This window comes from Flavobacterium sp. B330r (assembly GCF_056824325.1).
On sequence record NZ_CP124860.1, the window covers coordinates 791885 to 808604 of the forward strand.

Below are 16720 nucleotides of genomic sequence, written 5' to 3' on the forward strand. Positions count from 1 at the left end.
ACATAGGGCTCTAGAAAGGAGGTGTTCCAGCCGCACCTTCCGGTACGGCTACCTTGTTACGACTTAGCCCTAGTTACCAGTTTTACCCTAGGCAGCTCCTTGCGGTCACCGACTTCAGGCACCCCCAGCTTCCATGGCTTGACGGGCGGTGTGTACAAGGCCCGGGAACGTATTCACCGGATCATGGCTGATATCCGATTACTAGCGATTCCAGCTTCACGGAGTCGAGTTGCAGACTCCGATCCGAACTGTGACCGGCTTTATAGATTCGCTCCTGGTCACCCAGTGGCTGCTCTCTGTACCGGCCATTGTAGCACGTGTGTAGCCCAAGGCGTAAGGGCCGTGATGATTTGACGTCATCCCCACCTTCCTCACAGTTTGCACTGGCAGTCTTGTTAGAGTTCCCGACTTGACTCGCTGGCAACTAACAACAGGGGTTGCGCTCGTTATAGGACTTAACCTGACACCTCACGGCACGAGCTGACGACAACCATGCAGCACCTTGTAAACTGTCTTGCGAAAGATCTGTTTCCAAATCGGTCAGTCTGCATTTAAGCCTTGGTAAGGTTCCTCGCGTATCATCGAATTAAACCACATGCTCCACCGCTTGTGCGGGCCCCCGTCAATTCCTTTGAGTTTCAAACTTGCGTTCGTACTCCCCAGGTGGGATACTTATCACTTTCGCTTAGCCACTGAGATTGCTCCCAACAGCTAGTATCCATCGTTTACGGCGTGGACTACCAGGGTATCTAATCCTGTTCGCTACCCACGCTTTCGTCCATCAGCGTCAATAAATTGGTAGTAACCTGCCTTCGCAATTGGTATTCCATGTAATCTCTAAGCATTTCACCGCTACACTACATATTCTAGTTACTTCCCAATAATTCAAGTCCTGCAGTATCAATGGCCGTTCCACCGTTGAGCGATGGGCTTTCACCACTGACTTACAAGACCGCCTACGGACCCTTTAAACCCAATGATTCCGGATAACGCTTGGATCCTCCGTATTACCGCGGCTGCTGGCACGGAGTTAGCCGATCCTTATTCTCACAGTACCGTCAAGCTCCGACACGTCGGAGTGTTTCTTCCTGTGCAAAAGCAGTTTACAATCCATAGGACCGTCATCCTGCACGCGGCATGGCTGGTTCAGACTTGCGTCCATTGACCAATATTCCTCACTGCTGCCTCCCGTAGGAGTCTGGTCCGTGTCTCAGTACCAGTGTGGGGGATCTCCCTCTCAGGACCCCTACCCATCGTCGCCTTGGTAAGCCGTTACCTTACCAACTAGCTAATGGGACGCATGCTCATCTTTCACCGTTGTGACTTTAATTGCAGGATGATGCCATCCTGTAATGCTATGAGGTATTAATCCAAATTTCTCTGGGCTATCCCTCTGTGAAAGGCAGATTGCATACGCGTTACGCACCCGTGCGCCGGTCTCAAGGCCCGAAAGCCTCTACCCCTCGACTTGCATGTGTTAAGCCTGCCGCTAGCGTTCATCCTGAGCCAGGATCAAACTCTTCATCGTATATTTTAATATTATATAATCGATGCTCTTTCTATCGGTTCTTTTCGAATCTTACGATTCTACTGCTCTTATTCTTTTTGTTCTAACATCTCTGTTAGAACGGCTGTCAATTCAATATGTCTACGAACGTAATTTTCTGTCTTTCGCTTATCTCTCAAAGCGGGTGCAAAACTAAAACTTCTTTTTGTTTCCTGCAAGAAAAATTTAAAGTTTTTTTAAGATTTTTTTCAATCCCGTTTTCTCTAATTTCCCTCCCAATCTCTCAATGAACTTTCCGTGTTTTGCGGGGTGCAAATGTAGAAAGCATTTTCAAATCTCGCAAGCTTTTTCGAATCTTTTTTTTTGAAAATTTCTTTCCGTCTGATTCTCCTTTCCTGCCAGTATTTCGATGAACGCCTTCGCTGTTGCGGGTGCAAAAGTAGAACCTTTTTCCGCTTGCGCAAGCTTTTTCAAAGAGTTTTTTTGATATTTTTTCCATGTTTTTCTTAACATTCTAATAACTCGCCGTTTACAGCATAAACTTTTTTGAAGTCTTGTAGGTTTTTTCTCTGCAGCCCCGCTGTTTTGGCATTTTACGCCCGTTTCAGCATTCGCTTTTTATGGGGTTTTCAGCCTTTAAGCCCGTTTTTTGAAGAAATTCCATGTTTTCAAAAGCCGACATCTTCCGTTTTTAATCCCGCAAAGGCGCTGAGGCGCCAAGCTTTTCCTTCCCTCTCTTCCAAAACCCGCTCTCTCCCCTTTAAGCCGCCTCTGGAAAATGGTGCCCTAGCCCCGATAGAAGCGGAAATCCTTTTGTGCCGGGGTTCGGCACAAAAGATTGGAGCGGATAGCGGGAAACAGCTCCTGATAAATGCCAAATCTCAATTTTTTAAAATCCAAAATTCCAAATGCTGCCGCGAAAATGGCTTCGGCTTCACTCAGACGGACAAGCTAGATTTTCTCCTTATATATATATTAAACCCGACTGGTTTTGAAAAACTGTCGGGTTTGCTATAACTTAAAAAGAACTTCGGCTTTATCCTTATATATACAAGTAATTAGAATTACCTTATATATAGTAGAACAAAAACCATACTTATATATAATGAGTAAACTTGTACTTAATATATTGTATGTATTTTTGTAATCATGTATATTTGCATTCACAAAATTATAAACAATGATCAAGATTACTTTACCCGATGGGTCAATTAGAGAGTTCGCTCAAGGCGTAACTCCAATGGAGGTCGCTAAAAACATTAGCGAAGGTTTTGCTAGAAACGTGATTTCTGCATCTTTTAATGGTACAACTATTGAAACCGAAACTCCATTAACGACCGACGGTAATCTTATTTTATATACTTGGAATGATACTGAAGGTAAAAAAGCTTTCTGGCATTCTACTTCGCACGTAATGGCGCAAGCTCTTGAGGAATTGTACCCTGGAATTAAATTAACCCTTGGGCCTGCAATTGCTAATGGTTTCTATTATGATGTGGATTTTGAAGATCAGAAAATTTCTGAAGCTGATTTCAAAAAGATTGAAGATCGTATTCTTGAAATTGCAAGAGGGAAGTTCGATTTTAAGATGCGTCCTGTAACTAAAGCGGAAGCGCTGGAAATGTATAAAGACAATGTTTACAAGACTGAATTGATTTCAAATCTTGAAGACGGAACTATTACATTCTGCGACCACTCGACTTTTACTGATTTATGCCGTGGTGGACATATTCCAAATACTGGAATTATCAAAGCTGTAAAAATCATGAGTGTTGCTGGTGCTTACTGGAGAGGTGATGAGAAAAACAAACAGTTAACTCGTGTTTATGGAACTTCGTTCCCAAAACAAAAAGATTTGACTGAGTATCTTGAACTTCTTGAGGAAGCGAAACGTCGCGATCACCGTAAACTTGGAAAAGAGCTTGAATTATTTGCTTTTTCTCAGAAAGTTGGCCAGGGTTTACCTTTATGGCTACCTAAAGGGGCTGCTTTAAGAGAACGTTTGGAGCAATTTTTAAAGAAAGCACAAAAGAAAGCTGGATACGAGCAAGTAGTTAGTCCGCATATTGGTCAAAAGGAACTTTATGTTACTTCTGGTCACTACGCTAAATATGGAGCTGATAGTTTTCAACCGATTCATACACCAGCTGAAGGAGAAGAGTTTTTATTGAAACCAATGAACTGTCCTCACCACTGTGAGATTTACAATGTAAGACCATGGTCTTATAAAGATTTACCTAAACGCTACGCTGAATTTGGTACTGTATATAGATATGAGCAATCTGGAGAATTACATGGTTTAACTCGCGTTAGAGGGTTTACTCAAGATGATGCGCATATTTTCTGTACTCCAGAGCAATTAGATGAAGAGTTCAAAAAAGTAATCGACCTTGTATTGTATGTATTTGGTTCATTAGGTTTTGAAAACTTTACTGCTCAGATTTCATTAAGAGATCAAGAAGATAGAGAAAAATACATTGGTACTGATGAGAACTGGGAAAAGGCAGAAAATGCTATCATCAATGCGGCAAAAGACAAAGGTCTTAATACTGTTGTAGAATATGGTGAAGCTGCATTTTATGGTCCGAAACTAGATTTCATGGTTAAAGATGCTTTGGGAAGACAATGGCAATTAGGAACAATTCAGGTAGATTACAACTTACCTGAGCGTTTTGATTTGACTTACAAAGGTGCTGATAATGAATTACATCGCCCTGTTATGATTCACAGAGCTCCTTTTGGATCTATGGAACGTTTTATAGCAATTTTGCTAGAGCATACGGCAGGAAATTTCCCACTTTGGCTAATGCCTGAACAAGCTATTATCTTGTCTTTGAGCGAGAAATACGAAAATTATGCTAAAAAAGTTTTAGATTTGCTAGAAAATCACGAAATTCGCGCCCTAATTGACAACCGAAATGAAACTATCGGTAAGAAAATTAGAGATGCAGAGATGCAGAAAATCCCATTTATGCTTATCGTTGGTGAGGAAGAAGAGAAAAACGGAACGATTTCTATTCGTCGTCACGGACAAGAAGGGAAAGGCAATATCACAGTTTCTATCGAAGAATTTGCTTCGATTGTAGACGAAGAAATAAAAAAGACATTAAAAGTATTTACAGTTTAACTTAAATTAGAAAGTCATAGCAATAAAAAGTAACAGAGGTTTTCAACCTCGAGTAGAGAAAAAAGATGCGCACAGAATAAACAATCTTATTCGTGTTCCTGAAGTACGTCTTGTAGGTGAAAACATTGAACCAGGGGTTTTTAAAATTGCCGATGCGTTACGTTTAGCTGACCAATTTGAATTGGATTTGGTTGAAATTTCGCCAAACGCTGAACCACCGGTTTGTAAAATCATGGATTACAAGAAATTTGTTTACGAACAAAAGAAAAGAGATAAGGCATTAAAAGCTAAATCTTCTCAGGTTGTTGTAAAGGAAATACGATTTGGTCCTCAAACTGACGAGCATGATTATGAATTTAAAAGAAAGAACGCTGAGAAATTCTTAAAAGAAGGAGCTAAATTAAAAGCTTTTGTTTTCTTCAAAGGTCGTTCAATCATTTATAAAGATCAAGGTCAAATTCTATTATTACGTCTTGCTCAGGATTTAGAGGAACATGGTAAAGTTGAAGCTATGCCTGTTTTGGAAGGAAAGAGAATGATTATGTTCATTGCTCCGAAGAAGAAAAAGTAAAAAAGTTTGCAGTCGCAGTTTTCAGTTTTCGTACTGTAAACTGAAAACCGAGACTGACAACTAAAAAAAATAAGTAAGTAAGAATAAATTAAAACACTAGGAAAAATGCCTAAAATGAAAACAAAATCTAGCGCTAAGAAACGTTTTAAAGTTACTGGCTCTGGAAAGATTAAAAGAAAGCATGCTTTTAAAAGTCACATCTTGACTAAAAAATCTAAAAAACGTAAATTAGCTTTGACTCACTCAGCGCTAGTTCACAAAACAGATATGAAAAGCATCAAACAACAATTAAGAATTATCTAATAATTCTTTAGGTTAAAAAAATTATTTATATAACCTTGGAGTATGGCTTTAAGTTCCTTTGATTCAATTCAGGACGCCTGCTACAAAAACACATTAAAATTATGCCAAGATCGGTAAATTCAGTTGCTAAAAGAGCAAGAAGAAAAAAAATAATGAAGCAAGCCAAAGGTTTCTTTGGAAGACGTAAAAACGTTTGGACAGTTGCTAAGAATGCAGTAGAGAAAGCAATGTGCTACGCTTACCGCGATAGAAAACAAAACAAAAGAAATTTCCGTGCTTTATGGATTCAACGTATCAACGCTGGAGCTAGATTAGAAGGAATGTCTTATTCTCAATTCATGGGGAAAGTTAAAGCTAACGGAATCGAATTGAACCGTAAAGTTCTTGCAGATTTAGCTATGAACCACCCAGAAGCTTTCAAAGCTATTCTTAATAAAGTAAAATAAACGTTTTATAAACTCAATTTAAGATTACTTACTTATTATAAAAAAACCATTCGTTTATTCGAATGGTTTTTTGTTTTTATTATCTTTCGATACGAACACAATTAAGAAATGAAAAAACTCTTTGTACTTTTATTCCTTACACAAATGCTTTGGACAAAAGCCCAAGAGAGTAATTTGGATAAAAACTCTGTACAAACCATCGTTGGTATAATTGACAAACGTGATGTTGGCTGTATCTCGGAAATTAAGAGAGCTAAATTAGATTTTAAATCTAGAGAAGTCCTTTATAATATTATTCCCGAAGGATATCTTGACAGCGACTACAATAGACATTATCCTTATTTAATAAATTTACTTAAAGAAAAGGGAATTGATTATTCTGAATCTTTTGAACCTGAGTTCTCATCAATTTGGAGTTCAGATGGTGCGGATGGATACCCATTAGTAACAAATTGCTACTGCAAAGCATCTAATGAATTGTTGAATGCAAAATATGGCCAAAACTTCATTAAAAACATAAAGAAGACTGCTGACAGTTTATATGTGATGAGCAGAATACACATCCCTTTTGAATATCCTTATGAGGTAGATGATTACTGTATGATATATCCAAAAGCTGGAGACTTTCTAGAGCAAAAGATTCAAATCCAAAAAGATTTTTTTTCTTCGTTTGTATTCCCTAAAAAATTTATTCAAAGCAACGAAAAAAGAGATTTTTTTGCCAAAGTTAAATTTACAATTAACAAAGACAATTCAATATCTGACATTACTGTAAAGATTGAATTTAAGAATCAAAAAAATGAAAAGTGCTACAATTTGATAGCCGACCAAATCAGTGAATTTATTGAACATGCAGATTGGACTGCTGCGGTTAGCAATGGCATAAAAGTAAATAGTAACTTTGATATTAATTTCTACAATTAATCATCTATATAAATTTCAAAGTAATGCAAAATTCACTTATCCTGCATATCAAAAAATTCATTTCTCTTGAACCTTCAGATATTGATAAATTGGAATCACGCCTAGAACTTTCGAAAGTAAAAAAGAAAGAGCATGTACTTCAAGAAGGCCAAATTTGCAATACTATGTACTTTATTACTAAAGGCTGTATTCGGCAATATATCATCAACTCTAAAGGAGCTGAACAAACTTTGCAATTTGGCATCGAAAATTGGTGGATTACAGATTATCTAAGTTACCATAATCATGTTCCTTCAAGCTTTTATTTACAGGCTATAGAGAATTCAGAAGTTATTGCCATTGACAAAACAATTTTAGAATCACTACTGATTGAAATACCAAATCTAGAAAAGTATTTCAGAATAGTGATGCAAAAAAGTTTTGGCGCTATGCAAATGCGTATCAAGTTCTTATTTACAATGTCGGCAGAAGAAAGATATCATCACTTTAATGACCATTTCCCAGAATTTGTTCAACGCGTTCCTCAGTATATGCTTGCCTCCTATTTGGATTTCTCTGCAGAATTTATGAGTAAAATACGAGCTGGAAAAGTCTGATTGGAATTTCTTGAAGTAGTTCAAGTTTTTACAAGCATACATTGCTGACCTTTGTAATGAACTTTTAAAACATATAAAAATGAAACCAAGAATTGTTATTCCGAATGTTGCTCCAGAAGCTTATCAAGCATTAATGAACTTAGAGAAATATATTTCTACAACTTCATTAACTCCCGTTCATAAAGAATTAATCAAAATCCGTGCTTCTCAAATTAATGGTTGTGCATTTTGTATTAATATGCATACTGCTGATGCTAGAAAACACGGCATTTCTGAACAAAGAATTTACTTAATTAGTGCTTGGCGCGAAGCTGATTTTTACACCGAAGAAGAAAAAGCAATTTTAGCTTTAACAGAACAAGTAACCTTAATTGGCAATCACGTTTCTGATGAAGTTTACGAAAATGCAGCTAAATTATTTGATGAAAAATACCTTGCAGAAATACTTTTGGCTATCATCACAATTAACTCTTGGAATAGATTAGCAATTACTACCGGAATGCGTGCGTCATAATTTATAAAGAGAATATTTACAAGCAATTAGAACTTAAAAGCCCTTATCGATAAAGGGCTTTTCGTATTTATTTAGAAATCAGAATTAAAAAAAGCGTAAATTGAAAATATTTTAAAATACCGTATTTATACTCTTTCATGATTTCTAGAATTTTTTATTTTTGGCGCATGATACCAAAAAGATTACAAATAGTTGCCTCTTTAATAACTACTTTATTATTGTTTTTTTCTTGTCAAAAGCAAAATACAGATAACTCAAAAAAAACAAAAAGAGAGAACGAAATTCATAAGCTGATAAGCAAAGCAGACCAATTTTACAAGAATCACAACAACACTGACAGCGCATTTTTTTATTACAATAAAGCTAGAGCAGCTTGCGATCTTAAAGAAGATCTTAAAAATTATGTTTCCTGCATGTATTACATGGCCGAAATTCAACAGGAACATGAGGATTTTGTGGGAAGCATTAAAACATCAATGGAAACAATTCCGTTTTTAAACCGAATAAAAAATCAAGATTATGTATGGAATATCTATAGTGTTTTAGGAAGAAATTATTATTACACTTATGACTATCCAACTGCTATATACTATTATTCTAAAGCTTTTACTTTAAATACCAGTAGAATTAACAAACTTGAAGCTAAAAATAATATCGCAGTTATTTACCTAAAGCAACAAAAGTTTGAGAAAGCATTACCCATTTTTCTTTCGATAAGTAATGAGAAAATTGTACAGCAAAGCCCTGAAAACTATTCTAAAATATTAGATTATATAGGTTATTGCTATTATAAACTTAAGGACCCAAAAGCATTGTCTTTTTTTGAAACGAGTTTAAAAATAAAGTCAAAAGCAAATTATACCGATGGTTTGGGCAGAACTTACTACAATCTTGCCGAATACTATCAAAACAACAAAGCTGATTTAGCAATGAAATATGCTCAATTAAGCTATAAAAATTACACATTATCGGGCAACACCGATGACCGCTTAGTTGCTTTAAAGTTTATCATAGAAAATAGTTCTGATATTGATTCAAAAAAAAATGCACTTATTTATACAAAAGTGATTGACAGCATTTATGAAGTAAGGCAAAAAGCCAAAAATCAATTTGCAAAAATCAAATACGACTCTAAAAAAGAAAAAGAGGAAAACTTGAAATTAAGAGCACAGAAAATTAAAAATGAGCTCCAAATAGCAAAACAGGAAAGCAGAAATATTGTTTCATATGTCATAATTATATTTGCCTCATGTCTAATTGTTTTTCTATATTTTTTTCTTACTGTACGAGCTAATCGCCAAAAAATTGAAGCAACTTATCAAAGCGAAATCCGAATTTCAAAAAAATTACATGATGAGCTGGCTAACGATATTTACCATACAATGGCATTTGCCGAAAACAGAAATCTTTCTTCTGAAGAAAACAGAAATCATTTATTAAAAAATCTAGACAATATTTATTCTCGAACAAGAAATATTTCGAAGGATAATACTCCTGTTATTAGTAATCAAAATTATATATCCTCTCTGAAAGAGATGATCTCAGGATTTGACACGCCAAATATTAATCTATTAATAAATGGTTTGAATACCATTTCTTGGGATACAATTGATAAAAATAAAAAAGTATCAATTTACCGAACTATACAGGAATTACTTGTAAATATGAAAAAACATAGCGATGCAACTCTAGCTGCATTAACCTTTAAAGAACTGGAAAATACTATAATAATCAATTATACCGATAACGGAAAAGGAATTGATACAAACAAAATGGTTTTAAGAAATGGTTTGCATAATATTGAGAACCGAATTCATGCTGCCAAAGGCCATATTGAAATTCATTCAGAATCTGGAAAGGGTTTCAAAGTTTTAATTAAACTTCCAGTATAATGATTAAAGACCTATTTTTCTTTTTTCAAAAAAAGCATCTTGTTTTTTATTTGCTAATCTTCGCTCTAATTTTAGCACTATTTTTTTCTATACGATCTTCTGAAATAAATAAACCCCGAGTAAATTATAATAAAACAGATCATTCAGCTGAAATAAAACAAATGATGCAAAAAGCAAATGCTTTTTGGGATTTAGAAAAAAACGACAGTGCTCTTTTTTATTTCAACAAAACACAATTATTATGCGTTCCAAAAGCTGACTATGCAGATGATTACGTAGGTGCATTAAACAGTATGGTAGAAATATTTCAGCAATATGGCAATTATTCTGAAGCAGAAACTACCCTTATAAAAGCATTCCCTTATTTAGAAAAAACTACCAATGTAAAGTATGCCGTTAATGCTTATACCTTTATGGCCTATAACTATTTGTATATGTACGACTATGAAAAGGCGCTATATTATCATAGAAAAGCATTAAAAAAGGCAATCTCAACTTTTAGAAAAGCACGGATATTATCTGAAATTGCATTTGCATATATGCACCAGGAAAAATATCAAGAGGCAATAGATCTATTAGAACCAATTTCTAGATACAGAATTGAAGATAAAATCACGCCTTCGAATACAAATATTCAGCGTGCCGCTATATTGTATAATTTAGGTCTTTGCTACTTACGACTCGGAGGTCATAAAGAAGATTCATTCAAATGCTTTAACGAAAGTTTAGAATTAACTCTTACACTTAACGACGATTATGAACTAATTGGCAATTACTATGCTTTTTATTTATATTACTCGAAATACAATAATCCAGAGCTAAAAAAAATTAATGCAGAGAAAGCCTACTATTATTCTAAAAAAGCAAAATCGGCAACGAATGAAATTAACATGTTAGCTCATCTGCTGGAAGCGGATAATGCTGGAAATTCAAAAAAACACTGGAAAGTTTATAGCAAAAAAATTGACAGTCTCCTTATTAGCCGGAAAAAGGCAAAAAATCAATTTGCCGATATTATATATACTTCAAAGAAAGATAAAGAAGAAAATTTAGAACTCAAAAATCAAAAAGCAGAAAACGAATTAGAGCTTCAAAGGCAAAAAAATAGAAGTTTTATTTCCTACATAGTAATTTCTATCAGTACTTTCGCTTTGTTTTTTATTGCTTATTATATTACTCATAAAGGACGAAAGGAAAAAAATGATGCTGTTTTTGAAAGCGAAATACGCATATCAAACAAATTACATAATGAACTAACAACAGATATCTATGATACATTAGTTTTTGCAAAAAATCACAAATTAGAAAATCTCGAAAACAAAGAAAAATTTCTTTATAATTTGACCAATATTTATTCAAAAACAAGAAATATTTCAAGAGAAAACAGTGCAATTATCATTAATGAAGATTACGAAAAAGTCCTTAAAGAAATGATTTCAGGATACACAACTTCTAATTTAAATATTATTATAAATGGTTTAAACTCATTATCCTGGTCTAAAATTGATCGTGTAAAAAAAATAACTGTTTTCCGTGTTGTTCAGGAAATTTTTGATCAAGCAAAAATTATCAGTAATGCTTCGCTGGCAAGTATCACATTTAAGAAGAATGAGAGAACTATAGTAATTACCTACGCTGACAACTGTACCCAAATTCAAGATGATATTAATTTAAATAAGAGATTTGCTACTATCGAAAATCGCCTTAAACCAGTACGAGGAACCTTTAATGTTGCTTTAAATCCAAATCAGGGATTTAAGGTTTTTGTAAAACTTCCAATATAAATAATGCTTTAACCATAAGGTCCTCAAATGAAAATATCTGCTTTTGTTCCAATTTTAGTTTCCGTTCTTTTTCTGCTGGTCATTCCGACTTCTTGCGAAAAAGAAATTCCGGCAGTTATAAAAAGAACGGACAATACCGCAGAAATAAAAAGGCTGACCATAATAGCTGACCGTGATTTTGAACAAAATGAATATTTGAAGGCCTATAAAAATTACCTCACCATAATTCATCTTTCAGACCCTGAAAAAAACAGAATAGATTATGTTGACGCATTAATTTCTATAGCCCTAATTCAGCAATATGAAGGCAATTATCTGGAAAGTGAGGCTACCGCTACTAAAGTATTACCCCAACTTAAATACCTAAAAAAACCAAGGTTTGCTTGGGAAACATACAAAATTATTTCAGAAAATTATTCTGCAACAAAGGATTATGACAATGCGCTTATATATGCTAAAAAAGCATACAATCTAAATGCAAGTCCAAGAAGGGAAGCAAATGCATTAGCTAATATTGCATTAGTTTACATGTATCAGGGTGATTATAAAAAAGCGATTAAAATCTATAAACAACTAACCACTACTGGTTATTATGGCAATAAGAAAAAAACAAATTCTTTAAAAGATTATGAAGCATTAGACTATGCAGTAATGAGGAACAATATAGGAATTTCTTATGCTAATTTAAATGATTCTAGAGCGCTACCCTACTACCAAGAAGCTCTTAAAACTAGAATTAAATTAAATGATAAACAGAACTTACCAGATAGTTATTCAAACCTTTCTGATTATTACTTAAGTTCAAATCCTGCTTTGGCAAAAAAATATGCCGAAACAGCTTATAAACATTCGTGCGTTGTAAATACCTACAAGCAAAAAAAGTATGCTCTGGAAACTTTAATAAGAACCAGTACAGGAAATGATATAAAAAAATATTCTAAGATTTATATTCGTTTTAGAGACAGTATTAATAAAATTCGTTTAACACAAAAAAATCAATTTGCCACTATAAAATATAATTTCACAAAGGATAAAGAAGAAAACTTAGAGCTTAAAATTCAAAGAGCAGAGCATAAATTGGAAATGCAAAGACAAAAGAACAGGAGTTTTATCTCTTATATTGCATTATCAATAACCATTTTTATATTCATTTTTCTAGTTTTTTACCTGACTTTGAAAGGCAAAAGAGAGAAAAATGATGCTGTTTTTAAAAACGAAATTCGAATTTCTGATAAATTAGAAAACGACCTTGAAAAAGACATTCACGAAACTTTATCTTTTGCCGAAAACAACAACCTTGAAAACATCAGTAATAAAGAACAATTTCTCAATTACTTGAGCCGCATTTATTCCAAAACACGAAGTATTTCGAGAGAAAATAATGCCATACAAACCAATGAAAATTTTGCAAGTGAGCTTAAAGAAATGATTTCTGGATATACCGGCCAAAAGCTAAGTATTATTATAAATGGCTTAAATACTTTTTCTTGGTCTAAAATTGATCGTGTCAAGAAAATAACCGTTTTTCGCGTGCTTCAAGAAATTCTCGATCAGATGAAAACGCTCAACAATGCCTCTCTAGCAAGCATAACGTTTAAAAAAGAAGGGAAAAACATCCTGATTTTGTATACTGATAATGGCAGCAAAATCGACCCTAAATATATTATTTTAGAAAAAAGACTACAAAATGTGGAAAACCGTATTAAAACAATAAAAGGAACTCTTAATTTTGACCCATATTCAGAAAATGGTTTTAAAGTAAATTTCAAATTTCCAATATAAGAAAATATATGTTTAAAAAAGTTTTAGTTGCCGAAGATTTAGATAGTATCAGCATTGCAGTTGTTCAAGTACTTGAAGAATTACAAGTTCCTGTAATTCATCACGTGAAATATTGCGACGAAGGATTACTTAAAGTAAAAAAGGCATTGGCTGAAAAAGAACCTTACGATTTAATGATTACAGACTTATCGTTTAAATCTGATCATAGAAAAGTAACTTTAAATAGTGGCGATGAACTTGTTGAAGCTGTAAATAAAGTACAGCCAGAACTAAAAAAAATAGTTTTTTCTATAGAAGATAAAAGTTATAGAATTAAAACTCTTTTTAATGAACTTGGCATTAATGCTTATGTTACAAAAGGAAGAAATAGTATTTCTGAATTAAGAAATGCTATCGAAAGCACTTTTAATAACGAAGAAAAAATTCTTTCTTCTGATTTGTCTTTTAACTTTAATGATAAAGCTTTAATTGAAATTGAATCTTACGATATCTCAATTTTAAAACTTTTATCTCAGGGACATATTTTAGAAAGTATTTCTAGAGAGTTCAAAGATTCATCTATAACTCCTAACGGAACAAGCAGTATAGAAAAAAGAATTAATAAGTTGAAGATTTATTTTAAAGCTAATAATAATGTGCATTTAATTGCTATTGCAAAAGATTTTGGGCTAGTATAATTTTTTATACACTTTACGGTTTCCCGTAAGGATAACACTTTTTATACCCCTAAATTTGTGATGACCTATTAACCTACCAATGAAACCAAAAAGTAAAGCGAGTATTATATTCTCTAGACTTAATACTACACAAAATAGAATCCTTATGAAAACAATGCTACTTTGCCTCTTTTTATCAATAAGCTTTGCAGTTATTTCTGAAAAAACTGGATGGCTAGAAATTGATTGGAAAATAATATTTATTCCAGCATTATTAGTTTTACAAATTATAATTATCGGGACAGCTCTAAAAAATCGATATAAAAAACATTAATTAATTTTAAGAAAGGCTTAATTATTGCTGGAAGAGAAGATTTATATCTTAGTTCCATTAAATTTTTCATGAAAAAAACGCTCAGCCTCGTCTTATTATTATTTGCATTTATATCTTTTGCTCAAACCAAAGTGGTATCGTGGAATATCGAAAACTTTGGAAAATCAAAATCTGATTCTCATTTAAATTATATCGCCAAAGTAATTTCTAATTATGATATAATCGCAATTCAAGAAGTGGTTGCCGGAAACGGAGGTGCTCAAACTATTGCAAAACTTGCCACAGTGCTTAATCAAAAAGGAAATAAATGGGATTACAGCATAAGTGATCCTACTTCTGGAAGCAGTTACAAAACAGAACGGTATGCTTTTATTTGGAAGACCAATAAAGCCAAATTGAAAACTAAGCCTTGGCTAGAAAGAAAATATAGCGTAGAAATTGATCGCGAACCCTACTTTGCTACGTTTGAAATTAATAAAAAGACAATCACTCTTGTTAATTTTCATGCTATAACGCAAAAAAAACAACCCGAAACCGAAATCAAATACTTCAAGTTTCTACCCAACGAATATCCTGATCTAAATCTTGTTTTCTTAGGCGATTTTAACTGTCCTGAAAAGCACACTGTTTTTAATCCGTTGAAAAAAAACGGATATGCTTCTGTATTAAAAAATCAAAAAACTACTCTGAAACAGCAATGCAAAAACAATATTTGTCTTGCATCTGAATTTGACAATATCTTTTATAAGACATCAAATCTACACGTTAGCAATTCTGGAATTATTAAATTCTACGAAGATTTTGATTCTTTGCAAAATGCAAGAAAAATATCCGATCATATTCCGATCTGGTTTGAGTTTTCTCTTAACTAATTTAGGTTTTAAGTTTCTTTTTTCTAGCAGCTGGAAATAGAACATTGTTCAAAATCAATCTATATCCAGGCGAATTAGGATGCAAATCTAAAACCGTTGGCGGATCTCCAACCTGATGCTGAAAATCTTCTGGATCATGTCCTCCAAAAAAAGTAAACATTCCCTTGCCTTTTTCTCCATGAATGTATCTTGACTCGCCATTTAATTCGCATGTTCCCATAATCAAGATATTCGATTTTATTAAAGACGTATCAAAAGAAGTGGTCTGTCCCATAAAACCTTTTACTAATTGTGTATGGTTTTGACATAGCATACTTGGAATCGGGTCCCATTTTGCAGAAAATTCCATTAACGTAAAATAATCTTTTTCCATCACAATGCGTCTTTTCGTCGTCATGTCGATATCTGAAAACTCGTAAACTTCTGGTCTTCTTTCTAAAGTAAAGTTTTTGAAGGCAAAAGAATTATTATAATTTAATTTTGACTGATAATTTGATTCGCTAGGATCTCCGTCAAACATAGCTTCGCAAATATCAACTCCATCTGCTGCAAGGGCAATATCAAAACTATCTGTTGCAGAACACATAGCAAACATAAAACCACCACCAATTACAAAATCTCTAATTTTTTTTGCTACGGCTCCTTTTTCCTGAGACACCTTTGCATATCCTAATTTTGTCGCCAAAGCTTCAGCATCTCTTTTTTGATCAATATACCAAGGTGTATTTTTGTACGCCGCATAAAACTTTCCGTATTGTCCGGTAAAATCTTCGTGATGCAAATGAAGCCAATCGTACATTAATAACTGATCGCTTAAAACTTCTTCATCATAAATGGGAGTAAAAGGAATTTCGGCATAAGTTAAAACCAAAGTTACGGCGTCATCCCACGGTTGTTTTCCTTTTGGGGTATAAACGGCAATTTTAGGTGCTTTCTCTAAAATAACCGATTCCATATTTTGAGAAGGGCTCGAAATTTCGTTTAAAATAGAAGCCTGTTCACTATCTGAAATCACTTCAAAACTAACTCCTCTTATTTTACATTCTTTTCTAATTTCATCAGCATCAGGAAGTAAGAAAGAACCTCCACGATAATTTAAAAGCCAGCTTGCTTTATAATCTCTACTCAAACACCAGTAAGTAATTCCGTATGCTTTTAAATGATTTTGTTGCGTCGTTTCGTCCATCGGAAGTAAGATAAACGAAGCCTTTGCATTAAATGACATTAACAGTATAAAAAGGTAGAATAAACTTTTATTCATCAGAAAATTATTTTAGTAAAGATATAAAAGCCATCAGCAAAAAAGGAATACTTAGAATCTTTTCTTACTTATAAAGAATGTTAAATAAAAAACTTGAAGAAAACTTGATTTTTAAACCATAAAAAACAGGTAAAAACACCTGTAATTAGGA

15 protein-coding genes and 1 rRNA gene are annotated in these 16720 nt (G+C 33.7%); 14 read left to right on the plus strand and 2 right to left on the minus strand.

Annotated elements, in window-relative coordinates:
• Window positions 1-14: 14 nt before the first annotated feature.
• Window positions 15-1528: ribosomal RNA gene (locus QLQ95_RS03510) — 16S ribosomal RNA — on the minus strand.
• Window positions 1529-2092: 564 nt separating this feature from the next.
• Between QLQ95_RS03510 and QLQ95_RS03515 the strand changes: the two genes are divergently transcribed.
• From QLQ95_RS03515 to QLQ95_RS03580, 14 genes are all read left to right on the plus strand, one after another.
• Window positions 2093-2524 carry a hypothetical protein gene (locus tag QLQ95_RS03515; protein WP_482502654.1) on the plus strand — a complete coding sequence of 144 codons (432 nt, stop codon included), beginning with the start codon at window positions 2093-2095 and terminating at the stop codon, window positions 2522-2524.
• A 163-nt stretch (window positions 2525-2687) separates the two neighbouring features.
• The gene (gene thrS, locus QLQ95_RS03520; protein WP_095931667.1) at window positions 2688-4634 is read left to right on the plus strand and encodes a threonine--tRNA ligase; all 1947 of its coding nucleotides are present in this window, start codon (window positions 2688-2690) and stop codon (window positions 4632-4634) included.
• A gap of 16 nt (window positions 4635-4650) precedes the next feature.
• Window positions 4651-5205, plus strand: a complete 555-nt coding sequence (gene infC / locus QLQ95_RS03525) for a translation initiation factor IF-3 (RefSeq protein ID WP_095931668.1) — start codon at window positions 4651-4653, stop codon at window positions 5203-5205.
• Between the two features lie 105 nt (window positions 5206-5310).
• Window positions 5311-5508 (plus strand): 50S ribosomal protein L35, encoded by a 198-nt coding sequence (gene rpmI / locus QLQ95_RS03530; RefSeq protein ID WP_022827375.1) that lies wholly within the window; start codon window positions 5311-5313, stop codon window positions 5506-5508.
• Between the two features lie 101 nt (window positions 5509-5609).
• A complete protein-coding gene (rplT, locus tag QLQ95_RS03535; RefSeq protein ID WP_007810721.1) occupies window positions 5610-5954 on the plus strand; it encodes a 50S ribosomal protein L20 in 345 nt (114 codons plus the stop codon).
• Window positions 5955-6062: 108 nt separating this feature from the next.
• On the plus strand, window positions 6063-6878 hold the full coding sequence (locus QLQ95_RS03540) for a hypothetical protein (protein ID WP_320493285.1): 816 nt from the start codon (window positions 6063-6065) through the stop codon (window positions 6876-6878).
• 23 nt (window positions 6879-6901) lie between these two features.
• Complete coding sequence (locus QLQ95_RS03545; RefSeq protein ID WP_320493283.1) at window positions 6902-7474, plus strand: Crp/Fnr family transcriptional regulator; 573 nt, start codon at window positions 6902-6904, stop codon at window positions 7472-7474.
• 79 nt (window positions 7475-7553) lie between these two features.
• Window positions 7554-7988 carry a carboxymuconolactone decarboxylase family protein gene (locus tag QLQ95_RS03550; RefSeq protein WP_095931670.1) on the plus strand — a complete coding sequence of 145 codons (435 nt, stop codon included), beginning with the start codon at window positions 7554-7556 and terminating at the stop codon, window positions 7986-7988.
• A 167-nt stretch (window positions 7989-8155) separates the two neighbouring features.
• Window positions 8156-9880, plus strand: a complete 1725-nt coding sequence (locus QLQ95_RS03555) for a tetratricopeptide repeat-containing sensor histidine kinase (RefSeq protein ID WP_482502657.1) — start codon at window positions 8156-8158, stop codon at window positions 9878-9880.
• 161 nt (window positions 9881-10041) lie between these two features.
• A complete protein-coding gene (locus QLQ95_RS03560) occupies window positions 10042-11664 on the plus strand; it encodes an ATP-binding protein (RefSeq protein WP_482502659.1) in 1623 nt (540 codons plus the stop codon).
• 27 nt (window positions 11665-11691) lie between these two features.
• Complete coding sequence (locus QLQ95_RS03565; RefSeq protein WP_482502661.1) at window positions 11692-13446, plus strand: ATP-binding protein; 1755 nt, start codon at window positions 11692-11694, stop codon at window positions 13444-13446.
• A gap of 8 nt (window positions 13447-13454) precedes the next feature.
• Entirely contained in the window at window positions 13455-14123 is a 669-nt protein-coding gene (locus tag QLQ95_RS03570; RefSeq protein ID WP_095931674.1) for a DNA-binding transcriptional response regulator, read from the plus strand.
• Between the two features lie 145 nt (window positions 14124-14268).
• The gene (locus QLQ95_RS03575; protein WP_172426959.1) at window positions 14269-14436 is read left to right on the plus strand and encodes a hypothetical protein; all 168 of its coding nucleotides are present in this window, start codon (window positions 14269-14271) and stop codon (window positions 14434-14436) included.
• Between the two features lie 68 nt (window positions 14437-14504).
• Window positions 14505-15308 carry an endonuclease/exonuclease/phosphatase family protein gene (locus QLQ95_RS03580; RefSeq protein WP_095931676.1) on the plus strand — a complete coding sequence of 268 codons (804 nt, stop codon included), beginning with the start codon at window positions 14505-14507 and terminating at the stop codon, window positions 15306-15308.
• Window position 15309: 1 nt separating this feature from the next.
• Here the strand turns inward: QLQ95_RS03580 and QLQ95_RS03585 are convergent, their stop codons facing one another.
• Window positions 15310-16569, minus strand: a complete 1260-nt coding sequence (locus QLQ95_RS03585; protein ID WP_095931677.1) for an asparagine synthetase B — start codon at window positions 16567-16569, stop codon at window positions 15310-15312.
• Between the last annotated feature and the right edge of the window lie 151 nt (window positions 16570-16720).

Coding starts and splice junctions, on each gene's coding strand:
- thrS (WP_095931667.1), top strand. CDS start 2,688: ATGATCAAGATTACTTTACCCGATGGGTCAATTAGAGAGTTCGCTCAA.
- rpmI (WP_022827375.1), top strand. CDS start 5,311: ATGCCTAAAATGAAAACAAAATCTAGCGCTAAGAAACGTTTTAAAGTT.
- rplT (WP_007810721.1), top strand. CDS start 5,610: ATGCCAAGATCGGTAAATTCAGTTGCTAAAAGAGCAAGAAGAAAAAAA.
- QLQ95_RS03540 (WP_320493285.1), top strand. CDS start 6,063: ATGAAAAAACTCTTTGTACTTTTATTCCTTACACAAATGCTTTGGACA.
- QLQ95_RS03545 (WP_320493283.1), top strand. CDS start 6,902: ATGCAAAATTCACTTATCCTGCATATCAAAAAATTCATTTCTCTTGAA.
- QLQ95_RS03550 (WP_095931670.1), top strand. CDS start 7,554: ATGAAACCAAGAATTGTTATTCCGAATGTTGCTCCAGAAGCTTATCAA.
- QLQ95_RS03555 (WP_482502657.1), top strand. CDS start 8,156: ATGATACCAAAAAGATTACAAATAGTTGCCTCTTTAATAACTACTTTA.
- QLQ95_RS03560 (WP_482502659.1), top strand. CDS start 10,042: ATGATGCAAAAAGCAAATGCTTTTTGGGATTTAGAAAAAAACGACAGT.
- QLQ95_RS03565 (WP_482502661.1), top strand. CDS start 11,692: ATGAAAATATCTGCTTTTGTTCCAATTTTAGTTTCCGTTCTTTTTCTG.
- QLQ95_RS03570 (WP_095931674.1), top strand. CDS start 13,455: ATGTTTAAAAAAGTTTTAGTTGCCGAAGATTTAGATAGTATCAGCATT.
- QLQ95_RS03575 (WP_172426959.1), top strand. CDS start 14,269: ATGAAAACAATGCTACTTTGCCTCTTTTTATCAATAAGCTTTGCAGTT.
- QLQ95_RS03580 (WP_095931676.1), top strand. CDS start 14,505: ATGAAAAAAACGCTCAGCCTCGTCTTATTATTATTTGCATTTATATCT.
- QLQ95_RS03585 (WP_095931677.1), bottom strand. CDS start 16,569: ATGAATAAAAGTTTATTCTACCTTTTTATACTGTTAATGTCATTTAAT.